Origin of the sequence: Paraflavitalea soli (assembly GCF_003555545.1) — a bacterium.
In the GTDB taxonomy this organism is placed as follows: domain Bacteria; phylum Bacteroidota; class Bacteroidia; order Chitinophagales; family Chitinophagaceae; genus Paraflavitalea; species Paraflavitalea soli.
The window spans coordinates 653,959-675,860 of sequence record NZ_CP032157.1; the positions used below are offsets into that span (position 1 = coordinate 653,959).

Annotated in this window: 16 protein-coding genes; 7 read left to right on the plus strand and 9 right to left on the minus strand. The window is 47.4% G+C overall.

Translation table 11 applies throughout. The annotated features are described in order from the left end of the window. The first annotated feature begins 16 nt into the window (after positions 1-16). Both D3H65_RS02485 and D3H65_RS02490 read left to right on the plus strand, forming a co-directional pair. Positions 17-1,981: a tetratricopeptide repeat-containing sensor histidine kinase gene (locus tag D3H65_RS02485; RefSeq protein WP_162915369.1), complete on the plus strand. Its 1,965-nt coding sequence runs from the start codon at positions 17-19 to the stop codon at positions 1,979-1,981. Continuing rightward, positions 1,978-2,592, plus strand: a complete 615-nt coding sequence (locus D3H65_RS02490) for a response regulator (protein ID WP_119048742.1) — start codon at positions 1,978-1,980, stop codon at positions 2,590-2,592. The genes D3H65_RS02485 and D3H65_RS02490 overlap by 4 nt, the downstream gene beginning before the upstream one ends. Before the next feature lie 499 nt (positions 2,593-3,091). Here D3H65_RS02490 and D3H65_RS02495 read toward each other — a convergent pair whose 3' ends face one another. The 9 genes from D3H65_RS02495 to D3H65_RS02535 all read right to left on the minus strand — a co-directional run bounded on the left by D3H65_RS02495 (position 3,092) and on the right by D3H65_RS02535 (position 11,125). Continuing rightward, complete coding sequence (locus D3H65_RS02495; protein WP_119048743.1) at positions 3,092-3,439, minus strand: GIY-YIG nuclease family protein; 348 nt, start codon at positions 3,437-3,439, stop codon at positions 3,092-3,094. 353 nt (positions 3,440-3,792) lie between these two features. After that, positions 3,793-4,578, minus strand: coding sequence for an L-fucose dehydrogenase (locus tag D3H65_RS02500; RefSeq protein WP_119048744.1), 786 nt, complete (start codon positions 4,576-4,578; stop codon positions 3,793-3,795). Positions 4,579-4,589: 11 nt separating this feature from the next. Further along, positions 4,590-5,444, minus strand: a complete 855-nt coding sequence (locus tag D3H65_RS02505) for a fumarylacetoacetate hydrolase family protein (RefSeq protein WP_119048745.1) — start codon at positions 5,442-5,444, stop codon at positions 4,590-4,592. 83 nt (positions 5,445-5,527) lie between these two features. Further along, the gene (locus tag D3H65_RS02510; RefSeq protein WP_162915370.1) at positions 5,528-6,094 is read right to left on the minus strand and encodes a LutC/YkgG family protein; all 567 of its coding nucleotides are present in this window, start codon (positions 6,092-6,094) and stop codon (positions 5,528-5,530) included. Positions 6,095-6,201: 107 nt separating this feature from the next. Beyond that, positions 6,202-7,584 carry a LutB/LldF family L-lactate oxidation iron-sulfur protein gene (locus D3H65_RS02515; RefSeq protein ID WP_119048747.1) on the minus strand — a complete coding sequence of 461 codons (1,383 nt, stop codon included), beginning with the start codon at positions 7,582-7,584 and terminating at the stop codon, positions 6,202-6,204. 121 nt (positions 7,585-7,705) lie between these two features. Continuing rightward, entirely contained in the window at positions 7,706-8,449 is a 744-nt protein-coding gene (locus D3H65_RS02520) for a (Fe-S)-binding protein (protein WP_119048748.1), read from the minus strand. 69 nt (positions 8,450-8,518) lie between these two features. Beyond that, positions 8,519-9,283 carry an SDR family NAD(P)-dependent oxidoreductase gene (locus D3H65_RS02525; protein WP_119048749.1) on the minus strand — a complete coding sequence of 255 codons (765 nt, stop codon included), beginning with the start codon at positions 9,281-9,283 and terminating at the stop codon, positions 8,519-8,521. Positions 9,284-9,466: 183 nt separating this feature from the next. Beyond that, on the minus strand, positions 9,467-10,750 hold the full coding sequence (gene fucP / locus D3H65_RS02530) for an L-fucose:H+ symporter permease (protein ID WP_119048750.1): 1,284 nt from the start codon (positions 10,748-10,750) through the stop codon (positions 9,467-9,469). Between the two features lie 24 nt (positions 10,751-10,774). Beyond that, positions 10,775-11,125 carry an L-rhamnose mutarotase gene (locus D3H65_RS02535; protein WP_119048751.1) on the minus strand — a complete coding sequence of 117 codons (351 nt, stop codon included), beginning with the start codon at positions 11,123-11,125 and terminating at the stop codon, positions 10,775-10,777. A gap of 353 nt (positions 11,126-11,478) precedes the next feature. On the opposite strand from D3H65_RS02535, the gene D3H65_RS02540 reads away from it, so the two are divergent. From D3H65_RS02540 to D3H65_RS02560, 5 genes are all read left to right on the plus strand, one after another. Next, entirely contained in the window at positions 11,479-14,613 is a 3,135-nt protein-coding gene (locus D3H65_RS02540) for a SusC/RagA family TonB-linked outer membrane protein (protein ID WP_119048752.1), read from the plus strand. An 11-nt stretch (positions 14,614-14,624) separates the two neighbouring features. Continuing rightward, a complete protein-coding gene (locus D3H65_RS02545) occupies positions 14,625-16,157 on the plus strand; it encodes a RagB/SusD family nutrient uptake outer membrane protein (protein WP_119048753.1) in 1,533 nt (510 codons plus the stop codon). 12 nt (positions 16,158-16,169) lie between these two features. Then, the gene (locus tag D3H65_RS02550; protein ID WP_119048754.1) at positions 16,170-16,946 is read left to right on the plus strand and encodes a hypothetical protein; all 777 of its coding nucleotides are present in this window, start codon (positions 16,170-16,172) and stop codon (positions 16,944-16,946) included. Between the two features lie 143 nt (positions 16,947-17,089). After that, positions 17,090-19,546 (plus strand): glycoside hydrolase family 2 protein, encoded by a 2,457-nt coding sequence (locus tag D3H65_RS02555; protein ID WP_119054365.1) that lies wholly within the window; start codon positions 17,090-17,092, stop codon positions 19,544-19,546. Position 19,547: 1 nt separating this feature from the next. Then, on the plus strand, positions 19,548-21,890 hold the full coding sequence (locus D3H65_RS02560) for a PDZ domain-containing protein (RefSeq protein WP_119048755.1): 2,343 nt from the start codon (positions 19,548-19,550) through the stop codon (positions 21,888-21,890). Positions 21,891-21,902: the final 12 nt, after the last annotated feature.

Here is a 21,902-nt window from a genome sequence, read left to right on the forward strand (position 1 = left end):
AGGAGAATTCTTACGAATGAAACAAAGGCTGTTGGCAGTTTGCTTATGGTGGCTGTGGGCGTATCAGGCTCCGGCACAAACGCCTTATATTGACAGCCTTACCCAGGAATTGAAAGGATCATTGGCCGATACTTCCAGGGCCTATAGTATGATGCGGCTGGGCATTGCCCTGGAAACCGTCGATACAGCGTTGTGTTCAAGAACCTACAATGAGGGAATACAATTTGCCAGCTCCAAAGGGTTGGATTACCAGGCAGCTCTCCTCTACTTCAACAGGGCTTACCTGTACATTGCAAGAGCTTCCTACCAGGAGGCCGAAAAAACACTCGATTCGGCGCTTGTCTTCCTGGGAAGGTCCAGTCATGTGAACACTTTATTTAAGACAGCAAGTGTATATGCTACGCTATCTGAGGTGAAGCGGCACCAAGGCGATTACCAGCAAGCAGTAGCCTGGCAAAACAAAGCCATTGAGTTATATATCAAGCTGGATAAACCGGCCAGTCTGCTTACTGCCTATATCAACCAGGCCTCAGTCTTCAAGGACCTGAATGAATTTGTGAAAGAGGAGGAATATGGCCGGAAGGCTTTGGCCATTGCCCGCTCAACGGGCAGGCGGCAGGACTTGTTCAGTGCCCATTTCACCATTGCGCTGGCCCTCACCATGCAGAACCAATACCAAAAGGCAGACGATCATATTGATTCATCACGCAAATATTATGATGAGAACTACGCACACCAGGCCGTGATCAGTTATCACCTGGTGGCCGGGCTGATTGATATGAACCTGAACAGGCTGGCATCAGCCAATGAACACTTTACCAAAACAGGCCAGATCGCAGAGCAGGCCAAAGATGTGTTTGGTAATATCCAGGCGAGGTTGCAGCTGGCCCGGGTACTTACCCTGCAGAAAAAGTTCAGGGAAGGAGAAGCCTTGTTGCTGGCCATACAAAAGGAAAGGGCCGATCTTCAAATGAACCACCAGGTGATCCTCCTGGATTACCTGGCAAGGTTATATGAAGAATGGGGTGATGCTAAGAAGGCGCTTCCCTATTATAAAAAGTATAAGGAGGTGTCTGATTCCATGTCCAGCATTCAAAATAAACAGTATGCGAGCAACCTGGAAGTGCAATACCAGACAGCGCAAAAAGAAGCCACCATACAGCAGCTGGAAGCCGATAAAAAGTTTCAGCAATTGAACATCCGCCAGAAAAATACCTTAAATTATATCCTGATCGGCGGCGCTGTGGGTTTGTTGGTCATATCATTGCTGACCTATAGGAATTACAGGCACAAACAAAAGTTACAGCAACAACGGATCAATGAGCTGGAAACAGAGCAGCAGCTCACAGCGGCAGAAGCGGTGTTGAAAGGAGAGGAGCAGGAACGTACCCGCCTGGCAAAGGATCTGCACGATGGATTGGGCGGTATGCTGTCGGGCATCAAATATTCCCTGCGTACAGTGAAGGAAAATCTGGTCATGACGCCTGCCAATGCGCTGGCATTTGAACGCAGCATGGATATGCTGGATAGTTCTATCCAGGAGATGCGACGGGTGGCGCACAATATGATGCCGGAAACCCTGGTGAAGTTTGGCCTTGATGCAGCGCTGAAAGACTTTTGTAATGACATTACGCAATCAAACGCCTTGCAGGTTACGTATCAGTCTATCGGTATGAACGGCCCGGATATTTCCCAAACAACTACGATCACCATTTACCGTATTGTGCAGGAACTGATCAATAACGCGATCAAACATGCCGCTGCACGCACATCGATCGTACAGATCAGCAGAACGGGAGATAAAGTATCTTTAACGGTAGAAGATGATGGGGGTGGATTTGATCCGGCCATACTCCAGGGGACCAAAGGCCTGGGCTGGAGTAATATTCAAAACCGGGTAGGCTATCTGAAAGGAAATACAGATATACGGAGTGAACCGGGAAAAGGTACTTCTGTTCTTATTGAATTTGAAACAGCATGAATGTAACGGTATTTATAGTAGATGATCATTACATGGTGATCGAGGGAATACGTTCTTTGTTGCAGCATGACAAGCGTATGGAATTGAGCGGTCATGCTACCAGCACGGTTTCCTGTATGGCGTTTTTGCAGGGATGTCAACCCGATGTGATCCTGATGGATATTAACCTCGGAGATGAAAGCGGCATTGATCTTTGTAAAATAGTGAAGGATAAATATCCTTCCATCAATATTATTGGGTTGAGCACTTTCAATCAGCAGACCTTTATTCAAAAGATGCTGGACAATGGGGCATCGGGTTATGTATTGAAAAATGCTACGCAGGAGGAACTGATCGAAGCGATCCTCACCGTGATCAAGGGAAAGACCTATCTGAGTCTGGAAGCATCACGGGTGCTGAGTAAAAAAACGTCGACGAATATTGTTCTTACCCGCCGGGAAAAGGAGGTGCTGGAACTGATTGCCGACGGTCTCACCAATAATGAGATTGCCCAAAAGCTTTTCGTGAGTGTATCCACCGTCGATACCCACCGGCGCAACCTGCTGGAGAAATTTGAAGCCCGTAATATCGCCTCCCTTGTTAAAATTGCCATGCAGCAACAGCTGATATAAACTCATTATCATTTCGAGCGCAGTGAAGCGGAGTGAGAAATCTTTTGCCTCGAAAGCAGATTCCTCCCTGCGGTCGGAATGACAATAAAGAGAGGAGCATCACTCTTATTCTGTCATTTCGAACGGAGCGAAGCGTAGTGAGAAATCTTTTGTCTCGAAAGCAGATTCCTCCCTGCGGTCGGAATGACAACAAAAGAGGAGCATCACTCTTATTCTGTCATTTCGAACGTAGCGAAGCGTAGTGAGAAATCTTTTGCCTCGAAAGCAGATTCCTCCCTGCGGTCGGAATGACAATAAAGAGAGGAGCATCACTCTTATTCTGTCATTTCGAACGGAGAGAAGCGTAGTGAGAAATCTTTTGTCTCGAAAGCAGATTCCTCCCTGCGGTCGGAATGACAATAAAGAGAGGAGCATCACTCTTATTCTGTCATTTCGAACGCAGCGAAGCGGAGTGAGAAATCTGCTGTCGAAGCATACGTCTTAGAATGGTTATCATTTCTTAATAAATACCCCTATGTGAAATAGGTTCCCTGGGCGGCCATTGGTCAAATAAGTCTTTATTCAGGAATTTCCATTCCGGGTTTGTTATATTTATCAAGATTGTTTTCTTGTGACGGCTCCAGCGTTTAAGTTCTTTTTCCCTGGCAATAGCAGCCTGGATCATACCAAAAGATTCATAGTAAAGAAGAAAGTGACAAAAATATTTTCCTGCGAACGAAGTGGAGTTGCCGCGGTTTAGATAGTGTTCAATGATGCGTTGTTCAAGATTATTGGTGACTCCAATATAAAGTGTGGTCTTGTTGGAGTTGGTGAGGATATAAACATAATAGGTATGCGTGGTCTTCATTGGAAGTTTATCCAGTATACGAAAAATCTGAGAAGTTAGATTGAAGGCCAATGCTTCGATAGCGGATTTCTCCCTGCGGTCGAAATGACAAAGGGAGATCGAAATAAAAAGAGGAGAGACCGAAATAAAAAAGAGGAGAGACCGAAATGATAAATAGGAAAGGCCGAAATGACAAAGAAAGAAAGTCGAATGGCAAAGAAAGTTGAATGGTAAAAAGGAAGTTGAATGATAAAATGGGAATCTTATAACAAGCGAGTAGAGATGTGTAAGGTGCAATTGTAAACCATAGCATACTAAAAAGCGCATCCGGAGAAGGACACGCTTTTGTTATGTAAGATAATATTGATCAACATTTACTGACTGATCGCCCTATCCAAATGCACATAACCGCCATCTACATGGATGAGTTGACCGGTTGTGTGGCTGGAGGCAGAAGACAACAGAAAAGCAGTGGCATTGCCAAGTTCTTCCGCTGTGGTCATACGGTTTTCTAATGGTATCTTGGCTACAATAGAAGCCAGTTTTTCCTCTGAATTCGGCAGGCTGCTGATCCACCTTTCATACAAGGGCGTCCAGCACTCTGCCACTACAATAGCATTCACACGGATGCCATAGGGCAGGAGCTCTACCGCCCATTCACGGGTGAGGGCATTGCGGCCTCCATTGGAAGCTGCATAAGCCGACGTGCCACCCTGGCCCGTTTCAGCTGTCTTGGAACTGATGTTCACAATAGCCCCTTTCGACTTCTTCAGTTCGGGTAAGGCATATTGCGCTACCAGGTAATAATGCACCAGGTTCTTGTGCAGCGAAGCAATAAATGCCTCATAACTGCCATTCTCCAAACCTACGCCATCATTTACACCGGCATTGTTGACCAGTCCGTCAATGCGGCCATATTGTTTGATCACTGCTTTTACTGCCTGCTCGCAGGCTTCCGGTTTAGTAAGCTCGGCCACTACCTGACCCGCCTGCTGGCCGGCAGCTTTGATCTCTGCTACTGTTTTCAGGTTGTCCTCTTCATTGCGCCCCATGATCACCGGGATAGCGCCTTCTGCTGCCAGTACTTTCGAGATGCCTTCTCCAATACCTTTCGCGCCGCCTGTTACAATAATGACCTTGTCTTTTAATTGAAGATCCATCTGCAATATTTTTATGGTTGGTATGCTTTGGCTACCTGTTTGCTGGTGCCCAGTCCGTCGATGCCTAATTCCATTACATCACCCGCCTTGATATAAATAGGGTTGGGTTTTTGTCCAAGGCCCACGCCGGCTGGTGTACCCGTAGAGATGATATCGCCCGGCAGCAGCGTCATGAACTGGCTGAGGTAAGCTACCACATAGTTCACATTGAAAATGAAATTGCTGGTATTGCCATCCTGCATGGTCTTTCCGTTAACGGTCAGCCACAGGCGGAGGTTGTTAACATCTTTTATTTCATCGGCTGTAGCGATCCAGGGACCTAATGGTGCAAAAGTATCGCAGCTCTTGCCTTTTACCCATTGGCCGCCACGTTCCAGCTGGAATGCCCGCTCGCTGTAGTCATTGTGCAGGGCATAACCTGCGATATAACCAGCTGCGTCTTTTTCTTCTACATAGGTTGCTTTTTTGCCAATGATCACCGCCAGTTCAACTTCCCAATCCGTCTTCACACTGTTCTTTGGAATCACCAGGTCATCATTGGGGCCTACCAGTGCCGTGGTCGATTTGAAGAATACGATCGGCTCCTTTGGAAGCTCCATATTGCTTTCGCGGGCATGGTCGGCATAATTGAGACCAATGCAGATGATCTTGGAGGGCCTCACCTGGGGGGCTGCCCAACGGATAGCAGCAGGTACTTCCGGTAAGGAAGGTTTTTGAGCAAGGGCCGCTTGCAGTTTGGCAATGCCATCTTCTGTGAAGAAGGTCTCATCGTAATCACGTGTAATGGCCGATGTGTCATATCTTTTTCCATCCAGCAAAATACCGGGTTTCTCGTGGCCGGGTTCTCCAAATCGGATCAGTTTCATATACTAAGTATTGTTTTTCTTTTTTAATAAGTATGTTTTGCGCTGTATTTAGCTCGCAGCTCGTTGCTCACAGCTCGCGGCTTTTACGTACAAATAAACACCTGCAAGCTCCTTGGTCCATGGGCGCCAATGACCAGCGATTGTTCAATGTCGGCAGTCTTCGAAGGACCTGCAATGAATACGCCATAATCAGGGTTCTGTTTGCCCATTATCCCATAAGCCTGGTGCATATTGCCTACCAGTGTTTGTTCGTCGATCACCAGCACCAGGTGCTGGGTGATAAATGGCAATACCCGCTCCACGCAATCCTTATCAGTTAGCCAGATAGCGCCATTCTCTGCTACACCCAGTTGCCCTTTAAGAACGACCAGATCAAGCAGGGCTGGTTCTTTGAGCAGCGATGCGTTGGTGTTGCTGTCGCCATGAATGAAGTCGGCCACCCGCCTGGCATCGGGCCATCCTTCTTTTATTTTCGCCGGCAGTTCCTGCAGGCTGCCCAGCACAGTAGCCGCTCCTCCGGCCTTGGTAATGGATGCTGTAAAAGCTGTCACCAGGTCATTGGCCGCAAAAACAAAAGTCGCCATTTCCGGTAAAGGCACCAGGGCTGGTTTGTTTTGCCTTGCGGCGGTTAGTATTTTATCCCTACTCAATAGTTCTATTATTAGTTGTTTTCTGTTCTGTTCTTAAAGCTTCGAGACTCGAGCTGCGAGCCTTGGCTTTGATTGTTCATTACTGTATTTAGCTCGTCGCTCGAAGCTCACAGCTCGCGGCTGTTTTTCTTATACCACTCCCGGAAGCTTTCTTTCGGAGGTTCCGGCAGGTCTCTTTGCCTGGCCCAGGGATTCAGTTTTTTGTTCATGGCCAGCGAAGGGAACCAACGCAGCAACTTGCGGGCCCATTTCCCGGCAAAGGTATAACGGGCAGGGGAGGAGAGCACACCGGCCATTACTTTCATGCTGGCTGTTTTGGCTGCGGGTACATAGCCTTCCTTCGTTAATACCTGCCGCCATTGGTACAGCTGGTTGTGAATATCGATCTTCACCGGGCATACATCTGTGCAGGAGCCACAGAGGGTAGAAGCAAAAGGCAGATCGGCATTCTTGCGCATGTCGAGGTTGGGCGCCAGTATAGCCCCGATAGGGCCTGCCGTGGCATTGTGGTAGCTATGCCCGCCGCTGCGCCGGTATACGGGGCAGGTATTGAGACAAGCGCCACAACGGATACATTTTAATGAATTGCGAAAGGCTTCCCGGCCCAGTTGGGTGGTACGGCCATTGTCAACTATCACGATGTGCATTTCCGATCCCGCTGCGGGTTTCCTGAAATGACTGGAATAAGCAGTAATATTTTGTCCCGTAGCATTCCTGGCCAGCAGGCGCAGGAACACGCTGAGGTGTTCTGTGCGGGGGATCAGCTTTTCGATGCCCATGCAAGCAATATGCACTTTGGCCAGATGGGCGCCCAGGTCGGCATTGCCTTCATTGGTACATACTACAATAGCACCTGTTTCGGCTACTGCAAAGTTGACGCCGGTGATGGCGATGTCGGCCGCCAGGAATTTCTGCCGCAGGTGTTCCCGGGCAGCCAGGGCCAGGTACAAAGGATCGGAAGCGCCTTTTTCGGTGCCCAGGTGCTGGTGGAATATTTCGCCTACCTCTTCTTTTTTGATGTGAATGGCAGGCAGTACAATATGGCTGGGCATCTCCTTGTTCAACTGCACGATGCGCTCTCCCAGATCGGTATCCACTACTTCAATGCCCTGTGCTTCCAGGTATTCATTGAGGTGGCATTCTTCCGTGAGCATGGATTTGCTTTTCACGATCTTCTGCGCCCCATGTTTGGCCATAATGCCATGAACGATCCTGTTGTGCTCGGCAGCGTCGGCCGCCCAATGTACGGTAACGCCGTTGCTGATGGCAGCAGCTTCAAACTCCTGCAGGTACTCATCGAGGCGGGAGAGGGTATGGTCCTTGATCTGTGAAGCCAGTTCCCGCAATTGTTCCCATTCTGGAATTTCATTGACGACCTTATCCCTTTTGTACCGCACAAACCACAAGGTCTCATCATGCCACTGTACACGTTCTTTATTCCTGAGGAATTCTGAAGCGGCTTCGGGATGTGTAATATTATGAGTGTTCATTGATCAATTCTGTTTCTTGTTTCGGGTTTAGCGTTTCGGGTTCTTTATGTGTAACATGCTAACTAAGTATTAAGTTGCTGCAATTGCGCTTGGTCTTAAAGGCGCGGCAGCAACCCGACACTCAAAACGCTAAACCCGAAGCCAATACCTCCGATATATGCATTACTTCAAAAGGCAGTTTTTTTCTTTTGATCAATCCTTCCTGGTGCATGAGACAACTCATGTCGGTACCCGTGATCACCGTAGCCTGGTGTTTGGTATAGTCGTCGATCCGGGAAAGCCCCATGGCCGATGATACGGCCTCTTCGGTAACGCAGAATGTGCCACCAAATCCGCAGCATTCATCGGGCCTGTCGAGGTCCACCAGTTCCAGTCCTTCCACCATCTTTAATAACTGAACCGGTTTAGAAAAGTAAGGCACCACGGTTTCGGTGGAAGAGGCCAGCTTCAATCCTCTTTGTCCATGACAACCCTGGTGCAGGGCTACTTTTTGGGGAAAGGAAGCTTTAATGGATTTTACCTGTACGATATCGGTCAGGAACTCACAGAGCTCATACACTTTATGGCGGATAGTGCTGGCTGCAGCCTCCTGCTTGTCATCGTGCAGGTGATCTTTTATATGCAGCACACAACTGCCGGAAGGGGATACAATATAATCGTACCCGGCAAAGGCTTTGATGAAATTGCTGTTGCAGGAACCGGTCAAATGCTCAAAGCCTCCATTGGCCATGGGCTGTCCGCAGCAGGTTTGTTGCATAGGATAATGTACATCCAGGCCCAGGTGCTGCAACAACCGCAGGGTAGCAATGGCCACCTTTGGATAAAACTGGTCTACATAGCACGGAATGAACAGGGCAACACGCATCTTTGATTACTGGTTATTTGTCACCCTGAGCTTGTCGAAGGGCTTCGACAGCTCAGCCTGACAATATGATTAACTATTCAATTTAATAAACCCGCCATCAATGGGATAATCGCAACCTGTAATGAAGGAAGACTCATCGCTGGATAAATACAGGACAAGTGCTGCTATTTCTTTAGGTTCGGCCATACGGCCAATGGGCTGGGATTTGGATAATTTCTCAAACATCTCCGCTTCACGACCTGGATAATTGTTCTTTAAGAATCCATCAACGAAGGGAGTATGGACCCTGGCCGGGGAAACAGAATTGCACCGGATATTTTCATGGAGATAGTCTCTGGCTACCGACAAGGTCATGGCCATGACGGCCCCTTTAGCAGTAGAGTATACAAAGCGGTCTGATAATCCTACCAGGGCTGCGATAGACGCCATATTGACGATCACACCGCCTTTGGCCGCCCGCAACTGGGGAATGGCAGCATACAGACAGTTGTACACGCCTTTGACATTCACCTTTATTACCCGGTCAAAGTCTTCTTCGGAAGTGGTATCAGCCTTGCCAATATGAGCAATGCCCGCATTGTTGACCAGGATGTTCAGTGCCCCGATCTTATTGAATGTATCCAGTACATCGGCCTGGCTGGCTACATTGCAGCTGTGGGCAACGGCTTTACCACCGGCAGCGGTGATCTCCTGTACCGTAGCGGCGGCATTTTCCTCGCTCAGTTCAATAATATGCACTTCAGCTCCCTGTTGGGCAAACAAGACGGATATGGCCCTGCCTATTCCGCTGCCGCCTCCTGTGACTACTGCTTTTTTACCGGCTAATGAAAACATCTTGTCTATGGATTAAAACGTGTAAAATTATAAGGTTAACTGTAAGTAACTGTCCTGTTCTGTTTCGTGTTTTGAGTTTGCTGTTTCGTGTTCTTTGTGTGTAGCCTATTGACTAATTATCAAGTCGCTATTGTGCAGGTTGTTTAAAACGCGGTAGCAACCCGACACTCAAAACCCGAAACGCTAAACTGCCTTCACCTTATGTCCTTTCCAGCCAAAATACAATACCACTACAAAACACAGCAAAGGTATGAGGTAGCCATCCTGGATATTGTGGGTAGCATCTGCGATGATACCCGACAAGGGTGGCAATAAGGCCCCGCCTACAATCGACATCACGATCAGGCTGGAACCCAGTTTGGTATCATTGCCCAATCCCTGGATACCCAGTGAAAAAATGGTTGGGAACATGATGCTCATAAAGAAGGCAATACCGATCAGGGCATATACCACTATCATTCCATGACCGTAAATAGCTAACAGGGAAAGCAATACGTTGATGATCGAGTAGATCGTCAGCAGTTTGGCGGGTTGCACATACTTCATCAGGAAGGTGCCTGCAAACCGTCCTACCATGAAAGCCAGTCCATATCCCAATCCCAGGTAATATTTAGCGGCTATAGTTTCTTCGAGGCCCACGGTAGTAGCCATTCTGATAAAGAAGCTGGAGACACATACCTGGGCGCCTACATAGAAGAATTGCGCAATAACGGCCCAGGTAAGGTGCTTATGGCGGAAGGCATGTAAAAAATTGCTGCTTTGATCATCTCCCTCTTCTTTGGTATCGGGCATTTTGGTAAAATAGATGATCACGGCTACCAGTAATATGATGACCCCCAAAATGAGGTAAGGCCCCTTTACACTGTTTGCTTCTGATTGCAGGTAAGCATCCCTTACGGTGCTACCCATTGCTTCCAGTTCCTGTTCTGTATAGTTCTTGCCGGAAAGAATAAAGGTGCCGCCGATAAACGGCGCTACCATGGCTGCCAGTCCATTGAAGGATTGGGCAAGGTTGAGCCGCTGGGTGGCTGATTCAGGCGGTCCTAATACCGTTGCATAGGGATTGGCGGCTGTTTCCAGGAAGGTCAATCCACAGGCAATCACAAACAGGGCACCCAGGAAAAACACATACTGGCGGGTGTCGGCAGCAGGAATAAACAGAAAACATCCTATACCGAAGAAGATCAGCCCCAATAATATCCCCGATTTGTAACCAAATTTTCGCATTACATAACCTGCGGGCAGGGCCATCAGGAAGTAAGCGATAAATACAGCTGAGTCAACCAGCGAAGATTGCAGGTTATTTAGCCGGAAGGCCTTACGCAGGTGGGGTATGAGGATGGGATCGAGATTGTGTACGAATCCCCAGAAAAAGAATAAGCTCGTAACCAGAATAAAAGGAAGTAATAATTTCTTACCTGTGCTGGCGGTTTGTTTAGGGAGTGTTGGCGAAGCAATACCTGGCATAGTTGTTATTTATTGGTGCGTGTTTTAACTGTTGCTGTTTAAGTCGAATATCTTTTCCATTAATAGCCATTTTTCGCCGGGTTTGGCGGAGGGCAGGGCCTGCTGGTATTGCCACATCAACTCTTCCCAGCGTTGTACCGTAGGATTGGCTGCATCGGCAATATTCTTCTTATCAAAGGAAAAATCAGCATTCACCTCCATGATCATGAACAGGCGGTTCTCTACCCGGTATATCTCCAGCAGTACAATGCCGCTTTCGCGGATGGATTGTAATATGTCGGGCCATACTGCTTTATGGTAGGTTTCGTATTCTGCGATCAACACCGGATCATTCTTCAGGTCAAGCGCCAGGCAATATCGTTTATTGGTACTCATACGATTAAACTATGTTGTCGAAAGTAAGTCTATGATGGGGCAGGCCATCCTGTGCCATCCCGTAATTCTAACCTCAATATTCATTAATGTTCCTGAAAATAAGCATGCATTGCCAAAATAGTTTATTACAATGGCAATAACCGGAAATCTTGCCTGACAATTTGTGCCTTAATTGCATACGTAACCTGCTAAAACCTGCAATTAAGCAAAAGGCTCATTTTAATTGCTATATCCGCCCCGATACTGACCTGTCGGGGTCGCAGGGTTTCATAAACCCCATTACAAAAACGTTCCGGACAATGATCGCATTGGCTATGTGCGGTGATTGTCAAACATTGAAAATTGCATGCTTTATGGAAAAGAAGCTCTTTCTTGCCCCCCGGGTTCTGTACAGGACCAGGCCCTGGTGGTGTCTTCCCCTGTTTGTTTTATTCTCCTTATTTCTTTATTCTCCGGCTCAGGCCCAATCCCGGCAAATCACTGGTGTAGTTACAGACCTGAAGGGTAATCCGCTTTCTGGTGTTAGCGTGAACCTGAAAGGTACTACCACGGGGGTGACCACCGGCGCTGATGGGAAATATTCCCTGAGTGTTCCGGATGACAAGGCCATCCTGGAATTTTCTTCTGTAGGATACCTTACCAAGGAAGAAAAGGTAAATGCACGGACAACCATCAGCCTGTCCCTGAATGAAAGTACCTCCAACCTCGATGATGTGGTGGTTATTGGCTATGGTGGAAAACAAAAGAAACGGGACGTTACCGGATCTATCTCCTCTGTAAGCGCCAAACAGATCGAGGAGCGCCAGCCCATCAACCTGTTTGATGCCCTCCAGGGCCAGGGAGCTGGTATCCTGGTAGTGAACGATGGTGGCGGTGCACCCGGTGCAGAAGGTACCATCCAGATCCGTGGTGCTTCTTCGCTGAATGCGGGTAATGGCCCCTTGTACCTGGTAGATGGTGTGATCAACCCCAATGGTTCCAGTATTAACCCTATGGATATTGAACGTATAGAAGTATTGAAAGATGCGGCTTCTGCTTCTATCTACGGTTCCCGTGCTGCTAATGGTGTGATCATCATTACTACCAAAAAGGGAAAGGAAGGCAAGCCGCGTCTTGACCTCAACTATTCCAGTGTTTTTGGTAAACTGGCCCATAAGCTCCCCATGAACAATGCGGCAGGAGTGCGGGCATTCAGGCGCTTACAAAATGATAATCCTACTTCAGGCGGTAATACGGATTCATTGAATCCAGGTTTTAATGCGGATAATGATATGCAGGACCTCTTGTTGGGTGAAACTGGTAAGAAAACCACGATCAATCTGGGTGTCAGTGGTGGCCGGCCTGGCCTAACCTACTATACAGGACTTAATTACCTCGAGGATAAATCCATCATTCCCAATAGCTGGGTTAAAAGGGTACAGGCCCGTACGAATATAGAATACCAGGCTACCAAAAACCTGCGGTACAGCAACAATATAACTTTCGTTTGGCAAAAAGGTAATACTATACCGGTAGGACGTACAGTGAATGTGGCTTTTGACCGTCCCGCCTTTTCGCGGATATTTTATCCCGACGGCTCACTCACCAGTTATATTGGTTCCAAACGAAACCCCCTGGCCAATGCCTTGTATGAAAAGAATGAGACCGAGGTTATGTCGGGACAACTTAATAATGTACTGCAATACCAGCTGTATAAAGACCTCAGTTTCACCACCATGTTCAATGCGATCCTGGAGAATAAGCAAAACATCCAATTCTCCCCGCGGTTCTTATCAGCCAACAAGGATCAGAACAGTGGAGCAAACGAGATGGCCAAAAACTTCTTCTGGGAATACCAGGCATTCTTCAACTATAATAAGAAGATCGGTGATCACTCTATCCAGGGTGTAGTTGGTTTCAGTGCCGATAAGAGACGCAATGACCTTCAGCACAGTGAGTATAAGAATGTAGTAAACGAAGAGATCTTCGTTACCTTCCCTTCTTACCTGGTACCCCTTGAAACTTATTCTACTGCTGCTGGTGTTACCAGTCAGAACGTATTCACACGGTGGAACTATAGCTATAAAGGCACCTACAATTTGTCGGGTGTATTCCGCAGGGATGGTTCATCCCGTTTTGGACCTGAAAACAAGTATGGTAACTTCTTCTCCGGTTCTGCCTCCTGGCGTTTTTCTGATGAGAAGTTTATGAACTGGGCGCTTGGTTTCCTGAACGATGGACGTATCCGGGTAGGATATGGGCAGGTAGGTAATGACCAGATCGGTAACTACGATCACCTTACCAAATACCAGTTTGATGGTAGCTATGGTGGTGTTGGTAGCGCTATTACCAGCGACCGTTTTGGCAATAGCTTTATCAAGTGGGAAACAGTAGAACAGAAAAATGCTGCTATTGAACTGAGCTTTTTCAGAGGAAGGCTGCAGTTCTCTGCTGAATATTATATTAAAACAACGAAAGACCTGCTGTATGACCGGCCACTGGCCAATGAAACAGGTTATACTGTAGTAACCACCAATGTTGGTTCTATTAGAAACAGAGGCCTTGAGTTCATTGCTAGTGGTACACCTATCGTCAGCAAGAACTTTAACTGGGATATCAGTGGTAATATTTCCTTTGAGCGTGGTACGATCGTAGAACTGGCAGATGGTACTCCTTTCATAGCCGGTAGTAAATGGTATGTGGAAAAAGGTGGCCCGATCGGCAATTTCTTTGGCTGGCAAAACCTGGGTGTTTACCAGTGGGACGAATCCAATGCTTATACACAGAACTGGGACAAACTCACTGTTGTATTGGATAAAGATGGTAAGCCGCTTTACGAAAATGGTAAACCAGCGTACACCTTCAATGGTCAACCATATAATGATAAAGTATACAGCCTGTATGATCCTTCCGGTAAGTTCAAAGGTGGCGATACAGAGTGGAAGAACCTCAACGGCGATAGCCTGATCAATGATGCCGACAGGCATGTGATCGGTAATTACCAGCAGGATTTCTACCTGGGTTTTGTGAACAATTTCAGGTACAAACAGTGGGGATTATCTGTATTGATCAATGCATCGATCGGCGGTGTTGTATACAATACGTTGCAGTATAATGCCAACTATCCTTCCAATACAGGCGCCGGTACCCCGCAGGTAGTAGCTAATTCCTGGAAAAAACCGGGCGATATTGCTACCATGCCTTATTATCCGCAAAGAACAAATCGTGGAAGTCTGAAGCCTGGTGGTAACAGCCTTTACCTGGAAGATCGTTCTTTTATCAGGCTTTCCAGCGTAAGGCTTACTTATACCCTCAACCCAGCCTGGGCCAAGAAAGTATTCACCAAAGGTATTACCGCTTATATTTTTGGACAAAACCTGCTGACCTATACCAACTATACGGGATATGACCCCGAGTTCAGTGCGGGTAACGTATTAACACCTGGTGAAGATGCCGGAAAGTATCCCAAGCGCAGGGAACTGGGTGTAGGTGTAAATGTTAACTTCTAAAACCGATTGCAATGCACAACAAAAGAATATATATACCGGTCTTACTGCTACTGGTCATGATGACGGGCAGTTGTAAAAAGTTTTTGACCCAGAATCCCCTGGCCGAGGTAGCCGAATCGCAATTCTTCAAGAGCAAATATGATGTGGATGCTTCGATCTCGGGTATGTACCGGTTGTTCCAGGACCAGATGGTAGGTGATGCCCAATATAAGGACCGCTATCATATATGGGGAGAGCACCGTTCTGATAATTTCGAGCGCTTCCTGAGCTATACTACCAACCAGGTAAATGAAATAACATTGAATGGCCTGACGCCTGATAATGAATTTGCTTCCTGGACAGGTTTGTATAGCGTGATCGCCAGGGCAAATGTGAACATTAAAAAAGTGGCAGGTGCGGCTGCTTTCGACAGCCGCGTTACCAAGGAGGTTATTGACAAAGCGCAGGCTGAAAGTTATGCTATGCGGGCAATGGCTTATTTCTACATTGTTCGGGTATGGGGTGCAGCGCCGGTGTGGACAGAACCTTTTGAATCGCTGTCCGATAGTTCTATGAGGTCGCGTGAGCCGGCATCAAAGATCATCGATGAAGTGATCATCAAAGACCTGGAAAAAGCGTATGCTTTGACCCTCAAAGCCCAAACGCCTACTGTTTGGTATATGGGCGAAGGTGCTATCTGCGCCCTGATGGCCGATGTGTATATGTGGAAGAAAGATTATCCAAATGCTATTATCTGGATACAAAACCTTTTCAAAGCCAAAGCACCTACAGGTAAAGTATACGGTGGTAACCTGGTCACGGATCTGCAGCCTACTGCTACCTGGAAAAACATGTTTACGGCGCCAGCCAGCAGCATTGAAAGCATCTGGACACTCGATTGGACATTTGCCGCGAGCGGATGCGCCTGTATGAGTATTTCCTATACGCCCAATAACAAGCAGTACATCATTGGCCTGGAAATGTGGCAGAATTGGTTCCTGCCTTATCAGAATACACTGCCCTTACCAGATATCCGTGTACGGCAAACACATGATGTGTGGCAAAACAATCGCGATAAGTTTATCAAATACTATGCATCGCCCGCCAATCCAACAGCTTCTTATACCTTCCCGGCAACACCTGAGGAAATACCTGCCTATGTGACCATGTACCGCCTGGGAGATATGTACCTGTTGTATGCAGAAGCGCTGAATGGTAACAATGACCTGGCAGGTGCACTGAAGTACCTGAACTTCATTCGCAAGCGTGCGGGTGTGCCGGAATATGTGGCGGGTGATCCGCTGGTGGCTACCAAAGAAGCGATGGAAGATGCCATCCTGCAGGAAAGACAATATGAATTGTATGGCGAAGGCAAACGTTGGTTTGACCTGGTACGCACCAACCACGTACAAAAGGTAATGGACCCGGTATTAAAGAGACGCCAACTGGCAGCTGGTAGCGACCAGGTGGGCTTTCCGGACCTGAGAAAAGTATTGTGGCCCCTTAACAGGTCAGTACTGAATGCGAATAAAAAGCTGGTACAGAACCCCTCTTATGCCGATTAAATTATAAATAACATGAAAAAGAATATAAAGACCATATTCAATACGATCCTGTTGGCGCTTGCTGTTGTGGTATTGTTGCCGGGGTGCAAAAAACTCTTTGGCCTGAGCAAGCAGGAAGACTATGATTATGTAAAAGAAACGCTCGATCCGCATATTAATATTACTGCCCGTCAGTTCCTGGAGAACAGGAGCTATGGAGCTACTCCACAGGATACTGTTTTCAAATGGATGAGGCTGGGGCTGGAATATGCCGGTATTGACCTGGCTGAATATGAGAAGCCCGGTCGCACATTTATATTCATGCACAACGAAGCGGTGCGGAGATTGGATGCCACCGGTAAGGTTACAGGCGGCATGTGGTTCACTTATCCCATTGTATTAAAAGATATAAATGGCAATCCCATCCTCGATCCGGTTACGGGGGCTCCTAAAACTGCTCCTGCCACCAAATGGAGCGATTATGATAAGGGAACAATTAAAAATTATTTCCTGTACCTGATCGGTGAGGGGGTGTATAATTTCGAAGACCTGAATAACCTCAATAAGGACATTCAATCCCTGGTGCCTGCGGGTACCGTGGCTACTAAAGAATCATTATTGGGATGGATAAATGGTGGAAAAGGATTTGATCAGGAAGGCAAATTCAACCTCAAGATCAAAAGTAACAATGACCTGGGACCTATAGTACACAACGACCTGGTAGATGACCGGTCGGCCGGTTACATCGCCACCAATGGCGTGGTGCACGTATATGGTAATCCGCTGGTACCATACAGAGCTCAACAATAAGCGGATAAAAGTGGTCTGAGACCGTTTATCCCAACATATCAAAGGTGATATCTTCTAAGGTGTCACCTTTGTACTTCAACGTTTTCGGTTTTATTTAATCCAATCATTACCTGTTGAAAGCAATGTTTGCAGATATTCGTAACATGAACAGGATATTAATTGCTTGTATTTTGATGGCTGGCAGTCTTTTGCCGGCAAAGGCCCAGGTAAGCACAAGGCTTACCAACAACTGGGAATTCCTGAAACAAGACCTCGGCGGCATATGGGAATCTGTAAGGCCGGTAGGCAAAGGCAACCCGGAAAGCGTACCCCTGTGGGAACCGGTTGTATTGCCGCATTGTGTAAATGCCACCGATGCGGTAGACCCGGATATCAATTATTACCAGGGGCCAGCCTGGTACCGTACACAGCTGGACATCAAAAATCCGTACCCCAACGGCAGAACCCTGCTGCACTTTGAAGGGGCCGGACAAAAAACAGACGTATACGTGTACACCACGAAAGTGGGCAGCCATGTAGGCGGGTATGATGAATTTACCGTCGATATTACAGAAGCTGTCAATGTCTTTATGCAAACAGAAGTGTATCAGAAACAGTTCAAAGGGAAAATACCGGTATCCATCCGCACCGATAATTCCCGCGACCTGGAAATGATTCCCTCTGATCTGTCAGACTTTAATGTATATGGTGGTTTATACCGTTACCTGAACCTTGTGTACACACCTGCCTTGTCCATTGATAAGTTATTTGCACTGGCCGAAACGAATAATGCCGGTAAGACCGGTAAACTCACCATTAAGTCCCGTTTTTATAATCCACAACGCATCAGCAATACTTCTTTGGTGGTAAAGCTGTTTGATCCTGCCGGTAAACTCGTACAAAACCTTTCCCGGGCAATACTTACGGGAGAAGGGGAGGTGAACCTGGCCAGTTTTACAGTAAAGAAACCACAACTGTGGTCAACGGATGCCCCCGCACTTTATACTGTTGAAGTAACCTTGAAAAGACCGGAAGGAAGTTATACGCAACGGGAGAAGATCGGCTTCCGGAACTTTGAATTTGTGGACAATGGTCCTTTTAAATTGAATGGCAAACGCCTGTTGCTGCGCGGCACCCACCGTCATGAAGACCATGCAGGCGTAGCTGCTGCCATGACAGACGCACAAATGCGCCAGGAAATGATCATGATGAAAGAGATGGGCGTAAACTTTATTCGCCTGGGGCATTACCAGCAATCACGTATCATCCTGAATTTATGCGACAGCCTGGGTATAGTAGTATGGGAGGAAATTCCCTGGTGCCGCGGCGGTCTGGGTGGTGATGTATACAAAGCGCAGGCAAGGCGTATGCTGCGCAATATGATCGAACAGCATTATAACCATGCATCGGTGATCATCTGGGGCCTGGGCAATGAGAATGACTGGCCCGGCGATTTTCCGGAGTTTGACAAGGAAAAGATCAGGACCTTCATGAAGGAGCTGAATGACCTCTCGCATCAATTAGACCCCACCCGCAAGACGGCTATCCGCCGCTGTGATTTTTGTAAGGACATTGTCGATGTCTATTCTCCTTCTATCTGGGCGGGCTGGTACAGGGGTATCTATACCGAATACAAATCGGTAACAGAAGAGGAATTCAAAAAAGTAAAACATTTTCTGCATGTGGAATGGGGTGGCGACAGTCATGCCGGCCGTCATTCAGAAAATCCCGATAAAGCCTTGCAGGCACTGAAAGCCGCCGGTGCGGCCGATGAGCGTGCAGGGGATGCTTCTTTGTTTGGAGGCGCTGCACGTGCTTCCAAAGATGGCGACTGGAGCGAATCTTATATCTGTAACCTGGTAGACTGGCACCTGAAAGAACAGGAAACCATGCCCTGGCTTACCGGTACTGCCCAGTGGCCCTTTAAAGATTTTTCAACACCGGTAAGGCCCGACAACCCGATACCGTATATGAACCAGAAGGGAGTGGTAGAAAGAGACCTTACCAAAAAAGAGGCATACTACGTATTCCAATCTTACTGGACCGGGCAGCCAATGGTACATATTTATGGGCACAGCTGGCCCGTACGCTGGGGGGCAGCAGAAGAGGAGAAAATGGTAAAAGTATATTCCAACTGTGATGAAGCAGAGTTGTTCCTCAATGGTAAAAGCTATGGCGTTAAAAAGCGCAGCACGCAGGATTTTCCGGCGGCAGGCCTGCGCTGGAATGTGAAGTTTGCCAAAGGACTCAATTCTATCAATGTAATAGCCCGCAAGGGAAAAGAGTTTGTACGGGATGCCATCAGTTTCCAATACCAAACAGAAACCTGGGGAAAGCCTGCCAAACTGGACATGGCAAAAATTAAAGAAGAAAAGGGCATCGCTACGGTAGAGGTGAGACTATTGGATGATAAAGGCATTCCCTGCCTGGATGCAGTGAACTGGGTGCGTTTTGGCCTGGCCGGCGACGGTAAACTGATCGACAACCAGGGTACGTCTTCCGGAAGCCGTTATGTTCAAATGTACAATGGCCGGGCTACTATAAAAATACAAACCAACAAGGGCATAAATGTGGTGAGTGCGCAAAGCGCAGGCATTACAACCGCCACACTTCCATTATAAAATGATGAGAATACTGCTGTTCATATTGATGCTTGTTGCCAATACTGCTTTTGCCAAAGAGCTGTATGTATCGGTGAAAGGGAATGATAAAAACCCAGGCACCAAAGCATTGCCCTTTGCCACCCTGGAAAGAGCGAAGCTGGAAGCGCGGAAGTATAAAAAAGAAGAGGTAGTGGTATATATTATGCAGGGTACCTGGTACCTGTCGCAACCGCTGGTATTCAGGGGTATTGACAGTCGTAACGATTATGCTTCTTTATATTTTATGGCGCTGCCCGGTCACCGCCCTGTAATAAAGGGATCGAGAAAATTGACACTTAATTTTAAGCCCTATCAGAACGGTATCCTGCAAGCTGCTTTACCCGCATCGTTTCCGGAAATGGATCAGTTGTATGTGAATGGTGTACTACAGGTGATGGTACGTTATCCTAATTACCAGGAACACACATTGCCCTTGCATGGTACTGCACAGGATGCACTGAGTGCCGCCCGTATCAGAAGCTGGGCCAATCCCACAGGTGGTTATATTCACGCCCTCCATTCGGGCGAATGGGGTGGTATGCATTACCGTATTACGGGAAAAAATACTGATAGTACTTTACGTATGGAAGGCGGCTGGCAAAACAACCGCCCTTCGCCCATGCACAAAAACTATCGGTATGTAGAAAATATATTGGAGGAGCTGGATACTACCGGTGAATGGTATGCTGACCGTGTAAAAAATATCCTGTATTATAAACCGGCAGCGGGCGTGGATATGAGTAAGACAACTATAGAAGTACCCGTGTTGGAGAACCTGGTATCCTTTAAAGGGTTGCCCGGTCACTATCTTACAAATATTGCTATCTCAGGTATCCGGTTTGAACATACCCTGCGCACCTTCATGAAGAACAAAGAGCCCCTGTTGCGCAGCGACTGGACCATTTACCGTTCCGGGGCTATTGATTTGGAGTATACCAGAGACTGTGCGATCAATGCTTGTGAGCTGTTCTCCCTGGGCGGCAATGCTGTATTTTTCAGCAATTACAATAAAGATGCCATGGTAACGGGTTGCCACATAGCACAGATTGGCGGGAACGCCATCAGTTTTGTGGGCAATCCGAAAGCGGTACGTTCTCCTTCGTTCCGTTATGAAGAGTATGTGCCCTATATGCAAATGGATAAAATGCCGGGGCCTATAGGAGACGATTTCCCAACAGGGTGTTTGGTGTTTGATAATCTTATACATGATATTGGTCTTGTGGAGAAACAGGTGGCAGGTGTGCAGCTATCCATGTGTCAGCAGATCAGGATCGTACAAAATACCATCTACAATGTACCCCGCGCAGGTATTAATATAAGTGAAGGCACCTGGGGTGGACATGAAATTGCTTATAACGATGTATTCAATACCGTACAGGAAACCGGTGATCATGGTGCTTTCAATTCCTGGGGCAGGGACCGTTATTGGCATCCCAACCGCGCGGTGATGGATTCCCTGATGGCTGTTCATCCTGATCTGTGGAAGCTGGATGCGGTGTTGCCTACAAATATCCATCATAACCGCTTTCGCTGTGATAATGGCTGGGATATTGACCTGGATGATGGCTCGTCCAATTACCATATTTATAATAATATCTGTCTCAATGGAGGACTGAAGTTGCGGGAAGGGTACCATCGTAAAGTAGAGAATAATATTATCCTCAATAATTCCTTTCATCCGCATGTATGGTTTCGCAGCAGTCTCGATACTTTTCAACATAACATAGTATCAGGGCCTTACCTGCCCATTCGTATACCTGATTGGGGCCCGGGAGTGGATAGTAATTTTTTCCCCGATGAAGCGGCACTACATACGACACAGCAGTGGGGTATAGATGCGCATTCCGCCGCCGGCGATCCGCTATTTATTGGTCCCGCTGCCGGTAATTATGAGGTGAGTGATCGCTCTGCCGCGAAAGCAGTTGGTTTTCACCCATTCGATATCGAAGTTGGCGTGCAGTCCGATCGGTTACGCAAACTGGCCGCAAATCCCCCCTTACCGGTGCTCATAAAGGCCTCCGCTGATGCTTCGGCCACTTATACTTTCCTCGATATGAAAGTAAAGAACCTCAACACCCTGGCAGAACGCTCGGCCACAGGAATGGATAAAGAAACCGGCGTGCTGGTACTGGAAGTACCGGACAATGCACCCTGGCATAAACTGGTACAACCCAATGATGTAATACTGGAACTGGCCGGTGTGCCGGTGAATAATATACAAGACCTGCTGAATGCAAGGATGAAAGTGCAATGGCATGCTGCGGCTGTTGTGGTCATCTTCCGCAACCAGAAGCGCCAGGAAATTAAAGGACCATTGAAATAACCTTATAAAATC

What these genes read in the sequence shown, in the direction of transcription:
- D3H65_RS02485 (WP_162915369.1), top strand. Translation starts at nt 17, where the DNA reads ATGAAACAAAGGCTGTTGGCAGTTTGCTTATGGTGGCTGTGGGCGTAT.
- D3H65_RS02490 (WP_119048742.1), top strand. Translation starts at nt 1,978, where the DNA reads ATGAATGTAACGGTATTTATAGTAGATGATCATTACATGGTGATCGAG.
- D3H65_RS02495 (WP_119048743.1), bottom strand. Translation starts at nt 3,439, where the DNA reads ATGAAGACCACGCATACCTATTATGTTTATATCCTCACCAACTCCAAC.
- D3H65_RS02500 (WP_119048744.1), bottom strand. Translation starts at nt 4,578, where the DNA reads ATGGATCTTCAATTAAAAGACAAGGTCATTATTGTAACAGGCGGCGCG.
- D3H65_RS02505 (WP_119048745.1), bottom strand. Translation starts at nt 5,444, where the DNA reads ATGAAACTGATCCGATTTGGAGAACCCGGCCACGAGAAACCCGGTATT.
- D3H65_RS02515 (WP_119048747.1), bottom strand. Translation starts at nt 7,584, where the DNA reads ATGAACACTCATAATATTACACATCCCGAAGCCGCTTCAGAATTCCTC.
- D3H65_RS02520 (WP_119048748.1), bottom strand. Translation starts at nt 8,449, where the DNA reads ATGCGTGTTGCCCTGTTCATTCCGTGCTATGTAGACCAGTTTTATCCA.
- D3H65_RS02525 (WP_119048749.1), bottom strand. Translation starts at nt 9,283, where the DNA reads ATGTTTTCATTAGCCGGTAAAAAAGCAGTAGTCACAGGAGGCGGCAGC.
- fucP (WP_119048750.1), bottom strand. Translation starts at nt 10,750, where the DNA reads ATGCCAGGTATTGCTTCGCCAACACTCCCTAAACAAACCGCCAGCACA.
- D3H65_RS02535 (WP_119048751.1), bottom strand. Translation starts at nt 11,125, where the DNA reads ATGAGTACCAATAAACGATATTGCCTGGCGCTTGACCTGAAGAATGAT.
- D3H65_RS02540 (WP_119048752.1), top strand. Translation starts at nt 11,479, where the DNA reads ATGGAAAAGAAGCTCTTTCTTGCCCCCCGGGTTCTGTACAGGACCAGG.
- D3H65_RS02545 (WP_119048753.1), top strand. Translation starts at nt 14,625, where the DNA reads ATGCACAACAAAAGAATATATATACCGGTCTTACTGCTACTGGTCATG.
- D3H65_RS02550 (WP_119048754.1), top strand. Translation starts at nt 16,170, where the DNA reads ATGAAAAAGAATATAAAGACCATATTCAATACGATCCTGTTGGCGCTT.
- D3H65_RS02555 (WP_119054365.1), top strand. Translation starts at nt 17,090, where the DNA reads ATGAACAGGATATTAATTGCTTGTATTTTGATGGCTGGCAGTCTTTTG.
- D3H65_RS02560 (WP_119048755.1), top strand. Translation starts at nt 19,548, where the DNA reads ATGATGAGAATACTGCTGTTCATATTGATGCTTGTTGCCAATACTGCT.